The 20596-nt window shown below is 39.7% G+C and carries 12 protein-coding genes; 3 read left to right on the plus strand and 9 right to left on the minus strand.

The genetic code is table 11. The features are described 5' to 3' along the window. Positions 1-6: 6 nt before the first annotated feature. A complete protein-coding gene (locus M9949_03400; protein ID MCO5250450.1) occupies positions 7-8499 on the minus strand; it encodes a hypothetical protein in 8493 nt (2830 codons plus the stop codon). Between the two features lie 27 nt (positions 8500-8526). Continuing rightward, positions 8527-10269: a hypothetical protein gene (locus M9949_03405; protein ID MCO5250451.1), complete on the minus strand. Its 1743-nt coding sequence runs from the start codon at positions 10267-10269 to the stop codon at positions 8527-8529. Between the two features lie 273 nt (positions 10270-10542). On the opposite strand from M9949_03405, the gene M9949_03410 reads away from it, so the two are divergent. Continuing rightward, positions 10543-11634, plus strand: a complete 1092-nt coding sequence (locus tag M9949_03410; protein ID MCO5250452.1) for a sugar phosphate nucleotidyltransferase — start codon at positions 10543-10545, stop codon at positions 11632-11634. A gap of 2 nt (positions 11635-11636) precedes the next feature. Here the strand turns inward: M9949_03410 and hrcA are convergent, their stop codons facing one another. From hrcA to M9949_03435, 5 genes are all read right to left on the minus strand, one after another. Then, positions 11637-12704 carry a heat-inducible transcriptional repressor HrcA gene (gene hrcA / locus M9949_03415; GenBank protein ID MCO5250453.1) on the minus strand — a complete coding sequence of 356 codons (1068 nt, stop codon included), beginning with the start codon at positions 12702-12704 and terminating at the stop codon, positions 11637-11639. A 54-nt stretch (positions 12705-12758) separates the two neighbouring features. Continuing rightward, positions 12759-13007, minus strand: a complete 249-nt coding sequence (locus M9949_03420; protein MCO5250454.1) for a thiamine-binding protein — start codon at positions 13005-13007, stop codon at positions 12759-12761. A gap of 19 nt (positions 13008-13026) precedes the next feature. Continuing rightward, positions 13027-13515, minus strand: a complete 489-nt coding sequence (gene coaD / locus M9949_03425) for a pantetheine-phosphate adenylyltransferase (GenBank protein MCO5250455.1) — start codon at positions 13513-13515, stop codon at positions 13027-13029. Between the two features lie 57 nt (positions 13516-13572). Next, a complete protein-coding gene (locus tag M9949_03430) occupies positions 13573-14835 on the minus strand; it encodes an SO_0444 family Cu/Zn efflux transporter (GenBank protein ID MCO5250456.1) in 1263 nt (420 codons plus the stop codon). A 262-nt stretch (positions 14836-15097) separates the two neighbouring features. Then, entirely contained in the window at positions 15098-15469 is a 372-nt protein-coding gene (locus M9949_03435; protein ID MCO5250457.1) for an STAS domain-containing protein, read from the minus strand. Positions 15470-15572: 103 nt separating this feature from the next. Here M9949_03435 and M9949_03440 point away from each other — a divergent pair, with 103 nt between their 5' ends. Then, positions 15573-16064 carry a hypothetical protein gene (locus tag M9949_03440; protein ID MCO5250458.1) on the plus strand — a complete coding sequence of 164 codons (492 nt, stop codon included), beginning with the start codon at positions 15573-15575 and terminating at the stop codon, positions 16062-16064. Here the strand turns inward: M9949_03440 and rpoN are convergent. Together rpoN and M9949_03450 are read right to left on the minus strand one after the other, a co-directional pair. Beyond that, positions 16047-17786, minus strand: coding sequence for an RNA polymerase factor sigma-54 (gene rpoN / locus M9949_03445; GenBank protein MCO5250459.1), 1740 nt, complete (start codon positions 17784-17786; stop codon positions 16047-16049). The genes M9949_03440 and rpoN overlap by 18 nt on opposite strands. 8 nt (positions 17787-17794) lie before the next feature. Next, positions 17795-18352, minus strand: coding sequence for a DUF3109 family protein (locus tag M9949_03450; GenBank protein MCO5250460.1), 558 nt, complete (start codon positions 18350-18352; stop codon positions 17795-17797). A gap of 188 nt (positions 18353-18540) precedes the next feature. On the opposite strand from M9949_03450, the gene M9949_03455 reads away from it, so the two are divergent. Continuing rightward, positions 18541-20592, plus strand: a complete 2052-nt coding sequence (locus M9949_03455; GenBank protein ID MCO5250461.1) for a DUF4397 domain-containing protein — start codon at positions 18541-18543, stop codon at positions 20590-20592. Positions 20593-20596 lie beyond the last annotated feature (4 nt).

Here is a 20596-nt window from a genome sequence, read left to right on the forward strand (position 1 = left end):
AAATAATTAAATTGTAAAACCAAAATCTACTTTAGCACTGCCACTATATATCCATGCACTATAGGAGAAAAATGCAAAACCACTCGCTTCGATGGAACCCGGTTGTGCACGTAATTGCATATTTACATGAGTTTGGGCAGATAATATATCGGCAACTCCAAAAGGAGTATCGAGATTGATGTCAATATGTCCTTCAAATCTCACTCCTGCAAAGAGCCGCTTTTGCTGCACCATATATTTAAAAGAACCTGATGCTTCGGCTTTGAAATCAACAATTAATGTCAAAATTCCGGCAAGACTAATATCATCGCTATAGAATTCGAGAAATATTCTTCCGTTTAAATCAATAATATTTTTATTAATTACAACGGTTCCTTCGGCTTTCAGCAAATCCAATATAGCGCCATTGAGCGTTTCGCTCTCGATACTAATATTGCCGCCGCGAGTTATTTTGTAATTAATTTTGCCGTCTAAGCGAATAATTTTGCCTTCAGCGTCGGGAATTCCCACAAAGCTTTTTACGAAACCATCAATAGCATTTGGCGATTGAGAATTAAAATATAGATTCAAGACACCTTCGCCAAATATATTATCTTCTTGTTCGAGCACCCATAATTTGCCACCGAGCGAAAACTTAGATGGAGTATAGACCATCGTGAAGAGACTATTCAGGAATTTGCCTCCGGGCACAGTACCGATGCCGATGAGAGCCTTGAAGGCAAATCCGTCCGTATTACGCGGAGCCCCTTCTTGCGAACCAACCGGTGGGTCATAATTCCAACCCACTCCACCACCAAGCCTAGTAATAGCAAGTCCTGTACTGCCAAGTGGGATGCCGGTTGCACCCAATGCAAGTTGCATTTCTGCATACCAATAAGTGTAATAATTAAGTGAATCAATTTCTTGAGTACCAATTATGAAAGAGCATTTAAGCCCGAATTTGGGTTGCTTAAGTCCGACATCAAAATCACCCTTGAAACTATTATTCCCAAATTCCAATTTGCCGCTAAATTCGACGGGACCATAATCGAATGATATTTCAGCATTAGAAATTTCAACTGCTATTTTCAGTCCCGGACTTACGATGACTTTACCATCTACTTTTTGGACCGGAATGCTTGGGAATCCGAATCCACCGGACACTTCGATTGCATACTGAGATGTAGAGCCTTCGCCGGAAACACGAACTAATGCCACTTCATCGAGATTGAGATTGAAGCCGCGAATAACAAGCGATGCATCAGTTTTCACTCGGACTGCGTCTGCGTCAATCTCTCCACCGGAAGTGATTTTCAGATTTTCTAACTCAATTTCACCTGTAAATCGGGACTTAAACATACCGTTGACAAGCAAGGAACCTTCCTCTTTGGCTGTATTCCATTCCGCTTTGGTGCCGTCATTTAAGGCAATCGTCAATCCGATGGAAGGAACGAGAATTTCTCCCTTGGTCGTCATTTCGCCAATCCAATCATCGCCGGATTTCGAGATTTTGAATGCAATAGTACCATCGACAATGTTTGATGGTGGAGTGAGATTGCCTTCGAGTGTGATAGTTTTCGGATTCAATTTACCCATTTCGAATTCGAGAGCGATTTGCTCCAATGTCATTTCAAATCCTGCAAATCCGCCCGTGACTTCGCCACTTAGAGCAATTGTGCCTTGAACACCTTCTCTTGAAATTCCAAAATTGTCAACAATTAGAGCCATTTTATCGGGCGAATTTTCCCGAGCGAATACATTCGGGAATTCAAGAGTGGCAGTTCGGATTACGATACCCTTGAAATCATTGCTAAATCCGGCAACAGAACGAGTGCTCGACCAATCAATTGCGAGAGAAGTTCCTTGGTTTAACCTGAAAGATGAAATATTTATTTCCGGTAAATTATATACATTGCCGAAAAATTCACCGTCAGAATATAGTTCAGCGTCAAATCCAACGGGGTGCGGCAATTTATCGCTTGTGCTGGAAATTTTCCCACCCATTTGAGCAGCTTGCTTAGCTCGCAAAGACAAGGAATCTAAAGTAAATGTGAAGCCCGGCAAATCCGCCGATAATCCGTCAGGTGCTTCCCAAGTTACTCTGCCGGATTGAGCTACAATGTCTTGCCCTTCATTTTCGACAAAGACTTCGTCTGCGACTAATACAATATTCAAAAGTTGAGTCAAAAATGCCGGATTAAGCCCGCCCGGAGCGATTTCAAGTTTGCCCGTACCGCTAATCAATTCGCCAACTGTGAATGGTTCGTCCATCACAACAGTAAAAATTGATTTATCAATGCCGATTTTGAATCTGTCTTCTTTTGTGGTATTTAGCTCCATCGAATCTTCATATGGGTCTGCGATGGGTTTGAAAACTTCTTCGCAACGTGCAGTCAGTTTTAATTTTGCATTTTCCGGGACATCGCCATCAATGTATGTGACGGCAATTCCGAATAAGGAAGTTTCGACAGAATCAGGGTCAACATCAAGTTTCGGGTCATCAAGTTCGTAATTTATATACTCTTCGTTGATAAAATTAGGATAATTATCGAACAAACCTGCAATGCCATAAATTCTCTTTTCATCATCAGTGCTCATTGTAGCGGCAATATCTTGCACCGATGCACCATCCCATATTTCCATGGCACCATCTAAAGCCTCTTTGCTCAATCCCGATGCAAATCGTAGCATTTGAATCTTGAGTGGTGATTCCACTTCAATAGTTTTGCTTTCACAAGTATCTTGTCGGAACCATTTTACTTTGATTTCAAATTTTGCAAATCCTTTTCCGAAGTTGAATTCTACAGGTGCGTATCCGTCACCATCCGTTGTAACGACTTTGACCGTATCTGAAGGAAATCCGTAATCTTCGGCACGACCCTCGAGCAAAGTGACTGAATATTCGATTTTTTCTCCCGCAAGCCCGGTGTGGTCACCTTTGACGATTCTTGCCTTGATTGAATCTTTCTTTTCAGACCACCCAATCAACTTTTCGGGTACTTCAATCAATACACCGGGTACGATGAGTGGTTTTGTCTTTTTGTCCAAGACATCATCATCGGGTCCCTTACGAGCAGCCCGGAAGTCATTGACAACCTCAAAATCCTTTTCGCAATATGGTTGAGGTACATCAGGAGGCTCCCAATAAGCAAGGATTTGTTGCTCTAAATTTGCCGTGTTAATTTGATAATATGTTCCATCGCCTCTCCAGGTGTATTGTGGCAATTCAACAATTCCATTCTTGATGGGTTTCGTTTCGCAATCGGTGCGGCAGGTAATAGAGAAATCATCAGTATCTTGAGCATTTCCTGCCATAATCACAATATCTTTAGACAGCGTTGGAGCGGAGTTTTCGATTACGGGCCATTCGGGCCAAAGCGGCTCGCCATTTTTGTAAACAAGTGCAATGGTTCGCGGTTCCTTTTGGTTGAAGCTCGGGTCAGAAGCAGCGATTGGAGGGTCTTTCTCGAATTCATATTTCACTAAGCATTCGCCTGGCTTTTTGTCTAACTTGGGTTCCTCTACATTCGGGCGTTCACTGTCGAAGTGTGGCACACGCTTAGACATATATCTAAGTTCTTTTGATTTGATTTTTTGGCTGTCGTCATAGCGATATCCGTCAATAACATCATCATCTACAGTTACTTTGAGCTGAACTACGAGGTCAACGGTGTTAAATTCATTTAATAAAAATCTACGCAAATCTTCCTTTTTTTCCGCAAGCTTGTCTTCGGCTTCTTCGATTTTCTTATCCAATGAATCGAGCAAATCCTTCCCTTTTCTGACAATTTCTGCAATCGCCGAATCTGCATTAGATTTTGCATCTTGATATTTCCTCAGTTCATCATCAACTTTTGTCAAGTCGAATTGTTTACCAAGGCTATCAGTTTTCTTCATCTGATTGAGTTTGGTTTCGGCATCATCTACTTTCCCTTCGAGGTCTTCGGCTTTGACTTTCGTTACTTTCCAATGCGCCACTTGCAGCTTTTCTGCTTGATATTCATTCCATTTCTCGAAATAATTATCAAATAATTTACTCAATTCTTGCATTTTCTCGGCTACTTTACCGATTTTTTCCATGAATTCATCTTCGGCGTCAGATTGTTGATTTGTCGTGCTGTTATGATTTTGGAGCAATAATTGAATTGCCGTTACTAAAAGCTGAATCTTGTCTTGTTGATTCTTATATGCTTGTTCATTTCTATCCAAATCAGCATTCGCCCATTGAGCCCTTGCATAATCATTCAAAGCTCTGATACGAGCAACTTCATTTTGCGATTGTGTGAGTGCTGTTTTTAATTCATTTGCACGGTCGAGCGTTGACTCATATTGTTTTGTCAAAGCTTGCAATTGTTGTCGATACTGACCGAGATTGGAGGACTTGTCAATTAAATCAAGGTAGGAATCATTGAAATCATTGAGTGCGTCGGCAACGTCAACTTTCTTGACCACGATGTCCTGATTTATATCAACAAGCTCGCTTTTAATCTTGTCGGGGTCTAAATCATTGAGTTTTTGCTCGGAAGTATTCTTGGCAGATTCGGCAGTTTGGCGGATTCCGTCTAATCTATCACCATAATCTTTGCTTTCTTCGCTATCTTCGCCTAGTTTGTCTTGGGCATCTTTTTTCGCATCTTCCAATTCGCTGATTTTTTCCTCAGCATTAACGTATTGAATTAGTGAGCGCCCGATTCTTTCCAACATTCTCGCCAATTGTTTTTGCCCTGCTTCCTTTTTGGATTTTGCCAAAAGTAAGTCGGCTTCGGCTTTAGCAACTGAATCTTTTAAGTGTTCAAATCTTGTTTTATCTTTCATTATATCTTCCAAGGGCGGCGGTATATAATAAACTTTGGGACCGGTTGCGGTTTTTGTGCCTGCGAAACTTACATTCAAGCTGTCCTTCATTGCCTTCAGCTTGTCTTCTAATGCTTTGATTTCATCTTCGAGTTTGCTTATCATGTCATCAATTTCTTTCTTGATGTCATTCGAATCGAGTGCAAGAATATCTTGAAGCGATTTGAGTAAATCTTCTTGGATTTTAATATCGCGTTCGATAATTGTGCTATCACTTTGGATTTTGATTATCTCGGTAATGCAAACAGTAGAATCCGATATTTTCACTTGAACAGTATCGCTGAGCCGTGATATATCAATAATTGTCATTTGACGAAATTCCTCATGGAAGGCTTTTCGGTCAACGAATTCGACGCGATTATTGGTGAATTTCTCTTCTCGGTTGCTTACAGTATCACGTAATTCGGTTTCCACCTTTGCCAAGCGTTGTTCTCGAGCGGTAATCGAGTCCTTGAGCGCTTTTTGGGCTTCTACAATTTGTGCTATAGTTGTCGAATCATTTTCCAATGCTTGATTATAAGCATCATAAGTTTGTTGCAATTGTAGTTTGGCAGCTTGTAGCATTGGTTCGTACGTTAGAATCGCATTTCTAAATTTTTTAATACTGTCAATAGCAGATGTGTCCACAACAAAATTCTGAACAATCGAAGAATTTAGTGCTTGGCGATAGAGTGTGTATGAACTCCCTACAAATGTAAGTGATGAGGAGCACAAAGCACGACGCAATGAATCAGATTTAGCGCTGCAACTATCATTGGCTAAGTTGCCAAATGATACATTGAGAGAATCGAAAAGAGCGAGTCGAGTCATTCGATATTGCTGATTTGTCGAGCCAATAAGGTCTTCGGCTATCATATCAGCAAATTGAAAAATATTCGTGAGTGTATCGTGAATATCGCTACCATAATCAAAATTTTGAATTATGAAATTGCTCATTGAACGGCGATATTGGTCGCGTTCACGCATGTAACTCCGAGCAACAGTAGCGAATGAACCGAATAATTTATAAGCCTGCCGCTCGAAAAATATGACTCTTTGCTGATTTCCTTCAATCAGATTGTTGATATTATTAACGACATCTTGTTGTGCTTTGACGGCATCAGATGCACGAATAATTTCGTCCTGCAATCGCTTTGCTTCGTCGGCGAGGTCTGTCTGAGATTGCCTCAAATCTTTATTCGCATCATCAACTTCATCTCGAGCGTCTGCTATTTTATCGTACAATCCGAGTTCGTAGCTGCTTGGTTTGTTTAACAGCAGTTCATCATAATATGAAATGGAATCTAAAATCACACCGTCAACTGAATCACGCTTGGAAATAATCCTATCACTCAAGGCAATCCGCTCGTTTATGATGGTTGTCAAACTGTCCCATTTTGCAGTCAAAGTTTGAGTAATAGTTATCAATGAATCTCTCAGCATCATTATAGTGGTGTCTGTTTTCCCTACTTGTCCTTTTGCCATATCCTGCTGAATTTTAAGAGTACTTAATCTCGAATCCTTTGCTTGATTAAGCGAATCAATTCTCTCTTCCAATTCAGCGATTCTTTTGTTAATATCATTGATATCATTTGTAAGTTGAGCGATATTGCCGACATCGAATGGGTCATTGAGAGACCCTTTGCCGATGAGTTCCCATTTATATTGATTTGGACTTATTAAATCGCGAACGGCAAATTGTTCCATACTCTGCGTTTCGGGGCAATCTTCGTTAGGATTGCAGCGTACTTCTACTATGTCCCAATCCACAGCATCGGCAGTCATAGCCACAGCACGCGGATATTCGAATAAATCAATGTTCTCAACATAGACGCCAAGTGAAATTTCGCTACCGGGTAAGGGTTTAACATTGGGCAAACAGGCATTTTCGGGGCGATGAGGCGGAAAGCAGGGTGTAGTCTCGACGGGATTTCCATCAGAATCAAGCGGGCGATATCTGGAGCAAATCGGTTCGGATAAAACTAAAAAAACTTCGCCATCTGCTGATGTTGCGTTGCCTTCAATCTGGACGATAAATGCGTCACCTTCGCCAAGTACCTCAGCCAACGGTACAACTACAGAATTTGTCGTACTCCAATCTGAACGTGTCTCGCGACCTGTAACTTTTTCTTTGTGTACTTCACGTATTACACCGTCGCCACCTTCACCGCCACCGTCGCCACCGCCTTCACCCTCGTATGGCACTCGCGACATAGCAGGCACTTTCACGGGGGGCACTTTACTTGGTACAGGGTAACGATACCTACCGCAGGGATTTTCCAAAATCACCACTTCGAAATCTATGAATTCTCCAATTGATTCCCAAGTTATAGTTACCATACCATCAACCATTTCACTTATGACAGAACCGACACAAGCATCTTGCGGGCTGACAATTTTAATTGAATGACCGCCTTTGGTAATTGGTAATGAATCGTCATCGCTTGGTGGTTCGTCCGAGAAAAATGAAAATCTTGAAACAGTCAGACCATTAATCGAATGAATTAGCTCGAATTTACCCCAACCAAAACTCTCAAAGTTTGCAATATTTGAATTCGAGAGCGGAATTTCAATTTGTTTTGTAATATATTTTGAAGCATTTGCATCGGTCGTCAAATAATCAGGATTGGGTTGGAATACTGTACCCGTTAGCAGCCAACTGTGCTCACCACACTCAACGGGGAAATCACTTTTAGCTGTTACAAAAGAATTTACCTCAGATAGGTAAATCGGGACACCACAATTAATATCAATCAGCAATCCTTCCACTTCAATCGAATAGCATGATTTGCAATCTCGAGTTTCAATTGTTTTCTTTATGTCTTCGCACGAACAATCTCTGCCAAATCCGCTGCTACGCTCCGTTACATTGAATATGAATGGCTCTGCCCAACCGTCATTTTGCCCCAAAGGGTTACCACGCGAATCAATTGCCCGAACGCTCCAAATATACTGCATTCCCGGTTGCGGATAATCGAAATCCGGAGTCCAAAGAGTAAAATTTGTGTTCATTGCCTCTTTGGTCAGAATCGGGAAATTTGCCTGAAATGCCATATCGGGCGATTGTCCGGGCAATACTTCAAATACTGCCACAGTATAAGTAACCGGCTCGAAAGGCTGCGGAACAACAGGAGTCCATCGGAAAATTATATTGCTCACTGATTCCGGCTTCAATTCGCTTAGATTTTCAGGCAAAAGCAAAGTTGGACCTTGGTAATCAGTGATGAAAAACTGCCGACATTGGTCTTGCGTCAGCGGCTCGTTCAATTCAGCATCCAAAAGTTGGACACAAATCGTATAATTATTTGCAGGTAATTTTCCGGTTCGAATTACAACTTCATTTACGTGTCCGTAAAATTCCATTGATTCGTATGGAATCATTTCTGTGGCATCTAACACAGTAACACCCGGCTCAATAAACATAACAGGCATTCTCTCGGTAATCGTCTGGGCTTGAATTTCACCATCCGAGAACCCGCCTTGATATATCCGAGTATGCAACTTTACAAAAAATTGGTCTGAAGATGAGTTTGTTATTATCATAGTTGCCGTTTCCCGTCTCTCCTGCCAATCCGACAGATAGGGCGAGGGATTGGGAGAAATAGCCAACTGTACGTTCAATTGCCCGAACGAATTTGTAAAAATGCTTGCTAACAAAAGCAACGAAATTGATAATATTTTTCTCATAATTCAAACTCCCTTAGAAAATTAGCACTAAAATCTTGATGCAACCATAAGCCGCACGAAAGTCTCCCCAAATGAAGCATTGCTCCGCAATTCACCGTAAGAATATTGGTTGGATGATGCTTCGGCAGTAAATGTCAAACTTTTGTTGTAAATATAAGCCACTTTTGCCCGGAATCCGATTGAATTATCCGAACCGGCTCCTGTGTAACTTGTGTTATTGTATGAAATTTTTAGAGATGGATTGAGCGTATTGTCGAAAAAACGGTAAGCCACGCCTGCAATTACCGAATAGATGCTAAGTTCGAATGGCTTGATGTCGTTTGTGAGTTGCATTAGCGTCAAATCTGTGGTCAAGGGTATTTCGGTGAAGTTGATTACGTGAACTCCTGTTATGCTGCGAGTTGAATTTTCGTTGATTACAGTTGTAAATGTGTTGTAGTCTTTATAATCGTCAAATGCAAAACTTAGTGTAATCGAATGAATAAGCTTTTGTCCGCGTAAAATTAAATTTGGCGAGAGATTAAACGAAGACGATATGACATCAATTTTCAGAGTGTCATTATCTGTTCTGTTTCGGAATCCAAAGTTAGAGTAGCCCGCATTGAGACTGAGATAGTCGGTAAATCGTATTGCAGAATTTACGGATGCCAACAATTGCTCACTTGTCTGGGATTTTGTGTTTGATAGATTGTTAATGCGTGTACCAATTGAGCCCGATACGAAAATAGTGCCGTCGAAAAGTCGTAATTTCGGCATCAATGTCAATTCCAATCTGTCCGACATGAAAAACCTGTACCCCAAGGGGACGTAGCCGTCTCCTACATAAAGAGCATTTGCGGCGATTCCCCAAGTATCATATTCTATCCCGAATTTCAACCTTCCGGCACCATCTGCTCGAGTAGATGTTTTAATAGGTGTCAATACAGACAAAAAGTCTAAACTACTGCTTTCGATTTCTTTGTCTCGAGTGTTTCGAGTGAAAAGTGAACCACCTGCTTCGCCTTCGAGAAAAATCCTTTCCGTGAATGGAACAAGGAAATTAATCGTTGTTAAAAATCCTCTTTCAGGATAAAGTTCCAAACTTGGAGATTTCATAGAGCTCTCTACATCTTCGGCAGCGACCACGTTTATCCCGATAAGCCCGGTGCGTTTGCTCCCATAATGCAATCGTGCGGTCAAACTCCGCCGTTCATAAGACCCACGAATTCCACGTGTAGTATCGGATTCGACTCCACGTTGCGAAATGCCGTAAAATACCGAAATCGCAAGATTATCGGGAGTATATTCAGCTCCAAGCCCGAAAACATTAGAATTACCTGTAGAAAGTTCGGAATAACGAGGGACGAATGAGCCAAACTGAAGGCTCAAGTCTCCAATTCGCGGAGCAATTCTAATTATATTCATCGGGTTCTGCAAATATTGCATAAATGTCTGTGCCCCGGGAGCTTGAGTGGTAAAGTTTGTCTGATTGGATGAGAGCACAATTGTTATCGGCAACTCGAAGATTCCATATTTCAAATTTGAATTGTATAGTAATCTATGCAAATCTGTAGGGCGGCGGCGATTGATACTATTTTCGGGAGATGAATTGATTGAATAAAAATCTGAAGATACACTTGCATTTCCGGTAAAAACCCAATTAAGGGTGTCAGTGTCTGCTTTTGAATATGAGGACATAAGTATCAGCATAAGCAAAAGGATAGCATATACAAAAGTTTGATGGCTCAAACAATGAACTTGGAATATATCAATTTTTCTATCTTTCATCATAATTGATAGTATAATTTAATAAATCTTCAAGTAAAAACTTTTTGCAGAATTTGCTTATACCAATTTAAGAAATATAAACATACTATCAAAATTATTTTATTTTCATTATATACGATTTGATATTTTTACTTTTTGTTAGAATTGGATTAATGTTGAGGATAATTAAACTTTTTTGAACGGAAATTTTCAATAAAATTTAAAATTGATTTTATTATTGCAAGTTTATTTCATAATTTTACATATTGTATTGGAAATAAGAATGAGAAAAACGGCATGAAAAAAGTTGCATTGATATTAGCAGGCGGATTGGGAGCCAAATTCTGGCCCCGCAGCACAGAAAAGAATCCTAAACAATATACTCATATGATTGGCGAAGGGACTTTGCTACAGAATACCTACGAGCGACTTGAGAACTATTTCGGTAAAGAAGATATTTTTGTCGTGACGGGCTACGAACACAGATTTATAACCCAGGAACAACTCCCGAATTTACCCGAAGAAAATATAATTTATGAACCTTTCGGCAAAAATACCGCACCGGCGATTGCTTTATCTTCACATTATATAAGGCAAAAAAATTACGATGATGATACGATTATGTTTGTGTTCCCTTCAGACCATAATATCTCTAATCTCGGCGAGTTTTACCATAGTTTGGATATTGCCGGAGATTGTGCAGATTTTGCGGATGATATCATCACAATCGGCATCCACCCAATGAGACCGGAAACCAAATTCGGTTATATTCAATACAAAAATGGCAATCCGGGAATCAACCCATACTACGAATCAGGGCTGAAACAATGTTTGACCTTTGCCGAAAAGCCTGATATCGGGACTGCACGCAGATTTATCGAATCAGGCGATTTTTTGTGGAATAGCGGTATTTTCGTTTGGAAAATTAGCACTGTGATGGCTGCATTCAGGAAATATTTGACCGAAATTAACGAAAGATTTATAGACTTGGTGCCTATGTTTGGTCGGGATAAATACGTAGAATTTTTGCAAAATATTTATCGCCAAATTCCTTCGATTTCGATTGACTATGGGATTCTTGAAAAAGCCGAAAACGTCCGTTGTGTCAAAGCTTCCTTTAATTGGAGCGATTTGGGCAATTGGGACGAACTTTACAGAATTTCGATGAAAGATGCGAGCAATAACGTTATCAAAGGCGATGTCATTTCGCTTAACAATAAGAATTGTTTCGTGATGTCACGTGGAAAGATGATTGGTATAATCGGATGCGATGATTTAGTAGTAGTTGATAGCGACGAGGCTATTTTGATTTGCAAAAAAGGCGAAACCGAGGACGTTCAGGAATTAGTTGATTTTTTGCGCCGCAAGCACATGAATCATTTATTGTAAGCCTAATTGTAGTCGTTATGTTTGGATAGATAATCGGAAATATACTTCACGATTGTAATCATTTTGCCATAATTCATGCGTTTGGGACCAATCAATCCAATCGTCCCGGTTGCAGAACCCATTTTGTAAGTAGATTTGATTAGGCTGTAATCGGACATTATAAGATTTTCGTGCTCGGCGCCAATGCTTATGATTACGCCATCTTTATTTTCAATATTATCAAGCAGATGGACTATTACATCTTCGTCTTCGATTAATTCGATTACACCTTTGAATCTTTCGGGCGTTTCGAATTCAGGATAATCGAGCAAATTCGGCGTTCCGGCTATGTGTACTCGTTCGCTTGATTGATATGAGGCAAAAATTCTATCAATGGATTCGGTGAAAAGCCTTACCAAAGGCGTGTTTCCCATATCGGAATCCCTGATAATATCGGCGAAATTATCGCGAATAAACTTCAAAGGCTTTGCTGTCAATCGCTCGTTGATATATATTGAAAGTGAATCCAAATCCGCCGAATCAATTTCGCAATCGGCTTCGAGCGTCACAGTCCTGATTTGTTTCGATTCCAATGCAAGTACCACAAGCAATCTGGTAGAGCTTAGTTGAATTAGCTCAATTTTTTGGATAATCAAATCGCGGAGGTGCGGGAATTTGACAATTCCGAGATATTTAGATAATAGTCCAAGTATTTTTGAAGCATTTTTGAGCAAATTATCCGAATCACCTTGCGATAAAGTTTTCTTTACGGCAGAAAGTTCCACACTATTGAGCTTTTCAAAACTTTGGAGCGAATTGACGTAAAATCTATAGCCCTTATCGGTCGGGATTCTGCCGGCTGATGTATGAGGATGGCTGATATATTCTAATTCTTCGAGGTCGGACATGATATTTCGCATTGTTGCGGGCGATAATTTCATGTCATTTTCGATATATTTGGAAAGAAAACGCGAACCCACAGGTGAAGCCTTCAAAATGTACAAATGCACTATTTTGTGCAGGATTTGCCTTTCTCTTTCGGACAACTCTCGCTTACCATCATTATTTAATATTTTATCTCTATCTGCCAATTTTTTCTTTGTTCTTCATTTTTTATAAATACACATTGTAATTTTAGCACGAAATCAGTCATTAAGTTTATCGCCCAATAAGAATTTCATCACAAGTACAGAACGTTGTTCTTCAAACATTGCCTTCATTTCGGCGCCGATAATTTTCATTACTTCGTCAAATTCGCCCGAAACTTGAGTACTGAGCTTGTTCGTGGCAATCGTCAAATTTTCGTATGATCTGAGCCGGAGTATAAATTCCTTAATATGAGGAATAAAATCCTCGCTTAGAGGATAAAGACTAATATCAACAGTTAATTTCATTCATTTTTCTCCGTATATTTTAAGATTTTGATTCAAATTTCTTTTTCAAAGCTTCTACAACAATTTGCGGAACAAAATCTTCGGCGAAGGTACCATAGCTTGCCATCTCCCGAACAATGCTCGAATTCAGATAAGTATATTTTTCGTGAGGAGTCAGAAAAACAGTGTAAATGTTGGGCTCAAGTTTGCGATTCATGAGTGCAATTTGGAATTCAAATTCAAAATCCGAGATGGCTCTTATACCGCGTACTATTGCCACTGCACCTGTCTCGCGAGCTATTTCCACAGTAAGTTGGTGATGTGCAATCACGGAGACATTATCCAAATGTTTGAGCGATTCTCTAATCATGACCAATCTTTCTTCTTCGGAAAAAAGCGTCTGTTTTTTTGCATTCACTGCTATCACAACATGCACATGGTCGAACATCTCACACGCACGTTCGATAACATCTACGTGTCCGTTAGTAATTGGGTCGAATGTACCCGGATAAATTGCTGTTTTGTTCATATCAAATCATTATTTAAAAATGCAAATATAGTATATTTTTAATTTTCGGTTTATACATCAGACAATTTTATAGCCAATTTCATCTATTGCGGCTTTTAGTTTGTCCATATCAAAATCCCCCTGAATGTATGCCTTATTCTCGTCCAACCTGACATCTACAGATTGAACACCCGGAATTTTCTCTATAGCCCTTTTGACATTTGCCACACAATGATTGCAAGTCATTCCTTCAATTCCTACGACCTTTTGTTCAGTACCTGATTCCATTATACTATCCTCACTTTTTCTAAAAAATTTTGCAAAATACTTTCGATAAAAGCTGAACCCAAGCATGACAGCAAAAAATATACTTATAACGATTGCAATTTCGGATGTTATAAGATTTGCTCCATGCTCATGTTCGTGAACATGAGTAATTGAAGACGTACCAATGACAGAAAAAATCCATTCGAGCAAATAACCCATTGATATTGCGAGAACAGCGATTGTACCGACGTAATAAAATGCAAATTTCTTGCCAAGAGTTTTAGATATAATCGTAAAACTTGCTGCATTTACTGCAGGTCCTGCTGCCAGAAACACAAATGCTACGCCCGGAGAAAATCCTTTCATCATCAAGCTCAAAGCAATTGGAATTGATGCAGTTGCACAAATATACATCGGAATTCCGATTGCAATCATAATCAACATGCCGAGAATTCCCGAATTAATTGCCGAATCCGCAAAGAAATCATCAGGAATAAAATATGCTATCAGTCCTGCAATGATAACACCCACAACAAATTGTGCCGAAATATCATCTAAAAATTCAACAAAAGCATATCTCGCCGTACTTTTAATTCTTGTGTTTAAATCAGACTTGGAAACTGGCTGAAATTGCTCGATATTGATAAATTTTTTCTTTTCCGGCTCATCTTTATCAACGATATTGATAAATGTACCACCCAAGATGCCCATAATTAGAGCAGCTAAGGGACGAAAAATCGCAAAAACAGGTCCCATCATACCGTAAGTCGCAAATATGCTATCAACGCCTGTTTGTGGTGTCGAAATCAAAAATGAAATTGTCGCACCTTTCGATGCACCGCTTTTTGACATATAAACCGCACCCGGAATAACCCCACAGGAACATAGTGGCAAAGGAATACCGAATAAAGCGGCTTTCAGATTCGACATAAAACTTTTTTTGCCTATCTGACGTGCAATAACATCTTTATTTATAAATAGATTCAACAGACCCACGAATATCAGCCCCAATACTATGTAGGGCGCCATTTCGACAAACATGAATACTACTGCATCTATAATCCCCATCAACATTTTTTAATTCCTTCGTTTCATTTGACCGTCATCTACTTTTTAGATTGAATTAAGTAAATGAAGATTCCACTTCTAAATATAAAGACGTCAAATCCTATCTATTCGTTCAGATTACGCTAAGTAACTACATTTGATATGAAAAAGAAGTGATTCCCCAAAAAATAAGTCCGTATAAAACGGACTTGTTATTTATATCATTACAATGAAACCACAATGCCGGTCAAAAGGCAATTTTGCGGGATTACGAAAATTTTCTCAGCGATTATTCATTAACAGGAGGCAGTCCCATCATGTCCATTGCTTCATCTAAATCGTCAACAATAGACAATAGCTTGTCCACTCTTACAAGTCTCAAACTGTCGCGTAGATATGATTTGGGTCTCCAGAGAATCAACTTTGCACCCTTATCCATGAGCAGATTATAGCCCGACATCAAAGCTCCAATTGCATTAGATGCAAAGAAGTCAACATTGCGCAAATCAAGCACAACACCTTTGACACCCAAATCGCCTTGTTCGCGGATATGGTCTCTAATCAAGTCCGATACATCAGGGTCGCCGCCCGGTAAAAACCTACCGTTCAACTCAATAATCGAGTAAGTTTGGTGGTTATGAATTTTTATTTGGTCTGACATCACATAATCCTAATTTAGTTTGTAATTTATATTTTCATTTTTGTTATTTTAAAAAAGTAAATTAACAAAAAAATATTATTTCTAATACTTTTGAACAAAAAAAATGTATCTAAATACAAAGAAAACATTAACATATCTCGCAAGTGACGAAATAAAGAGCAGTTGCGATAGCAAATATTTTGCAATTTTGCTTTTGATAGCATCTTTTGCTGCGTTTATGATTTCCGGCGGATTGGCAGACATTAGTCCAAAACTTCCCTCAGTCATCTATTTGGTATCGTTGGCGCTTTTGGTGCTGATACCGATTGCAAGTTATTTTATTCTCAAGCCTTATTTTATAAGTTTGGGCAAATCGGTATTTAGGTATATCGCAATTCTGTCCGTGCCTTCGCTATTTAAGTCATCGTTGATAGCAGCAATCCTGCTGATTTTGTTCACCGCCGCAAGAGCAATTTTATTCGAGATGAAAATAGCGAAATTACCCTTCGATGCAGGTTATTACGCAACTACGACAACGATAGTAATAGCTTGGTTGATTTTCATCGGCAATATGAAAAAATCACTCAATGTATTGAAATCAAATTTCAACGCGTAATCGAGCTACGGGAATTCGCATTTGCTCGCGATATTTTGCGACTGTACGTCGAGCAACTTGATAGCCTCTTTCGCCGAGCAATTTGCTCAATTCTTCGTCGCTGTAAGGTTTGCTCTTGTTTTCAGCTTCAATAATATCTTTCAATTCATCTTTGATTACTTTGTTTGAAACATCTTCACCGTCTTCAGTGGGCAATGCCTCGCTGAAAAAATGCTTTAGCTCGTATGTCCCATACTCGGTTTGAACGTATTTGCCATTGACGATTCGGCACACTGTTGAAATATCCATACCTGATTCTTCGGCTACATCTTTATATCGAAGGGGCTTCATGGCTGAAGAGCCTTCGTAGAAGAATGCTTTTTGCTTTTGAGCAATAGCTGTCATCACTTTCAGCATTGTATTTTTACGCTGAACAATCGCCTGCATCAAGAATTTTGCGTCTTCGTGTTTATCTTTGAGCCACTTTTTCGTGTCTTTGTTGAATTTTTTGAGTTTCGCAGTTTTCTTAAGCTTATCGTACAAATTATTGAGCTTGATTTGCGGGATGCGACTGTCATTTAGCCCAATCAGCAATTCGTCCGATTCTTCATCGCGATTAATCATAAAGTCGGGAATTACCGAATTCATCTCGGGTTGGTTGTCTCCACCGCCGGGCTTGGGATTCAATCTCTTAATAAATTCAATTGCATTACGTAGCTCATCTTCCGAAATATTCAAATCCTTGATGATTTGCTTATAGTGCTTGCGTATAAAGGGTTCGTAGCATTTTGACAAAACATTCAGCGCCAAATCTCTATCGGGAGCGGCTTCCTTATGTTTAGTTTGGGCAATCAGACATTCTTGTATATTTCTCGATGCAACTCCCGGAGGTTCGAGCCCTTGAATAATCGAAAGCACTCTTTCACCTGTTTCAATATCAATACTTTTGAAAAATTTTAATTCATCGGCTTTCTGATGGTTTTGAATATTTGTCGGCAGACCTTCGTTATTGGTCAGATTCAAAGCTGATTCGAGCAAACGGCGGCTCTCAGGAGTCAGTTCGTAATATTTTGCAGGATTGGAATATGATTTGCCATTTTGCTGGTGCATTTCGATATAATGCTTGCCTTGAGCCAGAGTATTGATTCGGGCAATTTCGGAATTCAATTCATCAATCACATCTTGAAGTTCGCGTCTGAAGTATCCATCGCTATCCAAATCGCCAATAATTCTTTCGCCAATCATCAGCTCTTCTTCGGTCAATTCGAGCAAATTCAGTTGGCTGATTAAATCTTCTTCAAAAGTGACATTGTCTTTGATTTGAAATGGCGTACGTTCGTCATCATCGAAATTGTCAGTCGAATGGGATTCGTTACCAACATCGTCTTGCCAGACCATATCATAAATCTCGAATGGGTCTTTTTCATCTTCGCTTACGATGAAATCTTCAGCAGGAGACTCTGTATAAACAGTATCAGATTGGTCATCAGCGACATCCGGCTCCGAAACAGTAGTCTGGGCGTCTTGAGCCGTGGGCAAACTCGGAATAAAATCATCTTCGTCGTCGGAGAAGACATCATCTATAGCACTGTTGGGGTCTTCCAACATGGGATTTTGTTCGAGTTCTTCGGTTATATATTGCTCGAATTGCACAAGCGGCAATTGGAGCAATTTCAGATATTGAATTTGCTGAGGTGTAAGTCTTTGCGATAAAGACGTCCGAAGGTCAAGTGTTATATTCATTTTCCTCTTTATTTACCGTTAATTACATTAAGATAATTATTATACCAACTCTCGCCGAGCTCTCTGATGATAGCTTCTTTGACAGAAGTGTATATTTTGTTCCCCGTTCTCCTTCCGTTGGTAATTGCCGGATCGCATTCTGAGATTTTCTCATAATATAACGATTTCCCCCCGTAATCACCGACTCTGATAGGAAACAGGTGGCACGATACCGGCTTTTTGAAGTCGGTTTTGCCTTCTAAGTAAGCCTTTTCGAGAGCACATAATGCAATATCGCCCTCATAAAAGACAAACACACAATCCTTTTTTTCAATGCACATAGTGGTCATGTTGCCCTGTATTCCGGAAACAAAACCCACTTCTTCGATAACTTTGATAGATTTTTGGGATAAATACTCAAGAGCATGAGGCAAGGCTTCCATGATTTTGGGTATCTCATCATCAAGAACGGGGGCGCCGTATTCGCCCGGAAACGTACAACAAGCACCTTTGCATTTGGTCAAATCGCACTCGAAATCACTCGTCCCAATCCGCTCGTCAACTAATATATTATCTATTAAAATCATCGAATCAATAAATCCCGTAAATATTGTGCCAAAAATATATACTAAGATAATAATTTATCACTAAACGAAAAAAATAAATTTTAATCGTCTTAATATTAACAGCAAATTAAATTTTTTCGTAAATTGTAACTTTATTGCAACATGTTTGTCTGTTATAAATAATCTTTGTACAAAAACGACTTTTATCTATGTTAAAAAGAATCATACTACCAATTGTTCTTGCGTTTATTATTAGCGCCTGTATCGAAGAGAACCCGGCTTTGGTCAATCCACCCGAGAAAGCTGAAACTGTCAGAGTTCGTTTTATTAATCTTAGCAAGGACAAAAGCCCGAGAACCTTGGACATGTCCGGCATTTCCAAAACGGATGTCACTCCTTGGGGGACGAGTTCAAGTTCTATTCAACCACCTGCTGACTCGGCTTTTTTCAATGTATATTCGGGGACTAACAAAGAGTATGAATTAGAAATGTTGCAAAAATTCTTGCGAAACACTCGCTATACGTACTTTGCAGTTCCAAGCCGTGAATGTTTGGCAAATCCCGGATGTAACGTGGACACTTTGTTGTTTTTGAGAACAACGACAGCTTTGCCCGACAACAACTACGAATGTTTGCTCAAGATTATCAATCTTTTCCCGGATACAAATTCGTCATTTGCTGTTAGGAGTGGCTGTCCGAATGGGGAAATCATGTTTAATAATGTGAATTATATGAATTCATCTGCAGGTCCTCTAAATTTGATTGCTGAGACCATGGGTGTTTCATTAATCAGATTTGTGCGAGACGGTGCTTCAATCGAAGAAGAGTTTGTCAATATCTATGAAGTTAATTTCGAAGCACGCAAACAATACGTGCTAATCGTGACTGATGACGGAAACGGTAACCCTACTCTGAAACTTTTAGATGAAGATGAGATGAGCGGCGGTGCACTTACTTCGCCAAGGATTGTTGACGAAAGAAATGCCAATATCCGCATCATCAATCTCGCATCTAACGAAATTGGCATCAATTTCAACGGACTTTCAGTTGCATCATCAGTTCAGCCTGACCAAATTACTGATTACAACCAAATTAGCGTTTGCAACACTGTTTTCAGAGATTCAATTTCGGCAACAGTTGGTGGAAATGAGACTATCAATCTTAAATCATCAATCGAAGTGTTGCAAAATTATTCACTTGTGATACTCGACTCAGGCAATACAATTGCAGGCGAAATGCTTTTGGTCGAGCCCGTCAGTTTGCAAGAGGATGTAACCGGAAAAGCAATCGTCAGAGTGCTTCACGCTTCCAAGAATTACGAAGCTATCACTGTATCGCTTGGGGCAAGAGCAGAGCCAAACGCTGCATTATTCCCTAATGGTTACTCATCGGGAACAATACTTGCATCAGAAATTTCTCAAGGTGAATTATCTCATCCCTTAGCTCTTTATGCAGGTGTCGCTCCGCTGAGTATTTTTACCGCTTCGCAACCTGCGAAAATGCTCTATTCAGCAAAAGGCGAATTCAAAGCCGGTAGCAGTTATTTGCTAATACTTTCCGAAGATACCGACGGCAAAACTAAGATTTCTGTCGTAGAAGATGATGTAGTCAATACGAATGTTGCGTTTCTGGAAGAAGGCTTATTTGTTCAAGTAGTCAATGCTGTTCGGGGTGTAAATTTTGTTAATATTGATATAATTTCATCAAAAGCAATTCAAAATTTAGTCGTTGACGCACGCATATCAGCATCAAATTCGATAGCCACAGTAGTGGACAAAGGCGTGATAGAAGTTAGGGTAAACGGTGTATCTCACCAAATCGAATCAACCGAAAATGAAAGAATCATGTTTGTAGCATCCGGCAACAGCAATAACATCAAAATCTTTGCAAATAAATTCCAACCCCTCGGTTTAAGTGATAATTCAATTTTCAGATACCGATTTGTAAATGCCACAGAAGATATTCCCATTACATTTATAAAAAAATCCGCAAAGGACGAGGCTTACTCAGAGAGTATCGAACAATATACTTTTTCATCATATACTACCGAAACCCGAGAGCAGAAAGTAACTTTCTTCTTTTACGATGAAAAAAGCGACAACTATGTCAATCGCTTAAGCGATGTGCTATTTACCTTGGGCAAAAGCTATTCAGTGATTATCGCAGGAAAAGCAGAACCGGGCTGCCGTAATAGAATTGACCCTAAAAAACCTTGGGAAGAACCCGATTGCTATTTCGTAATAATACAACAGGAGTTTTGATGTT

The sequence above is a fragment of the Candidatus Kapaibacterium sp. genome, assembly GCA_023957315.1.
In the GTDB taxonomy this organism is placed as follows: Bacteria; Bacteroidota; Ignavibacteria; order Kapaibacteriales; family UBA2268; genus PGYU01.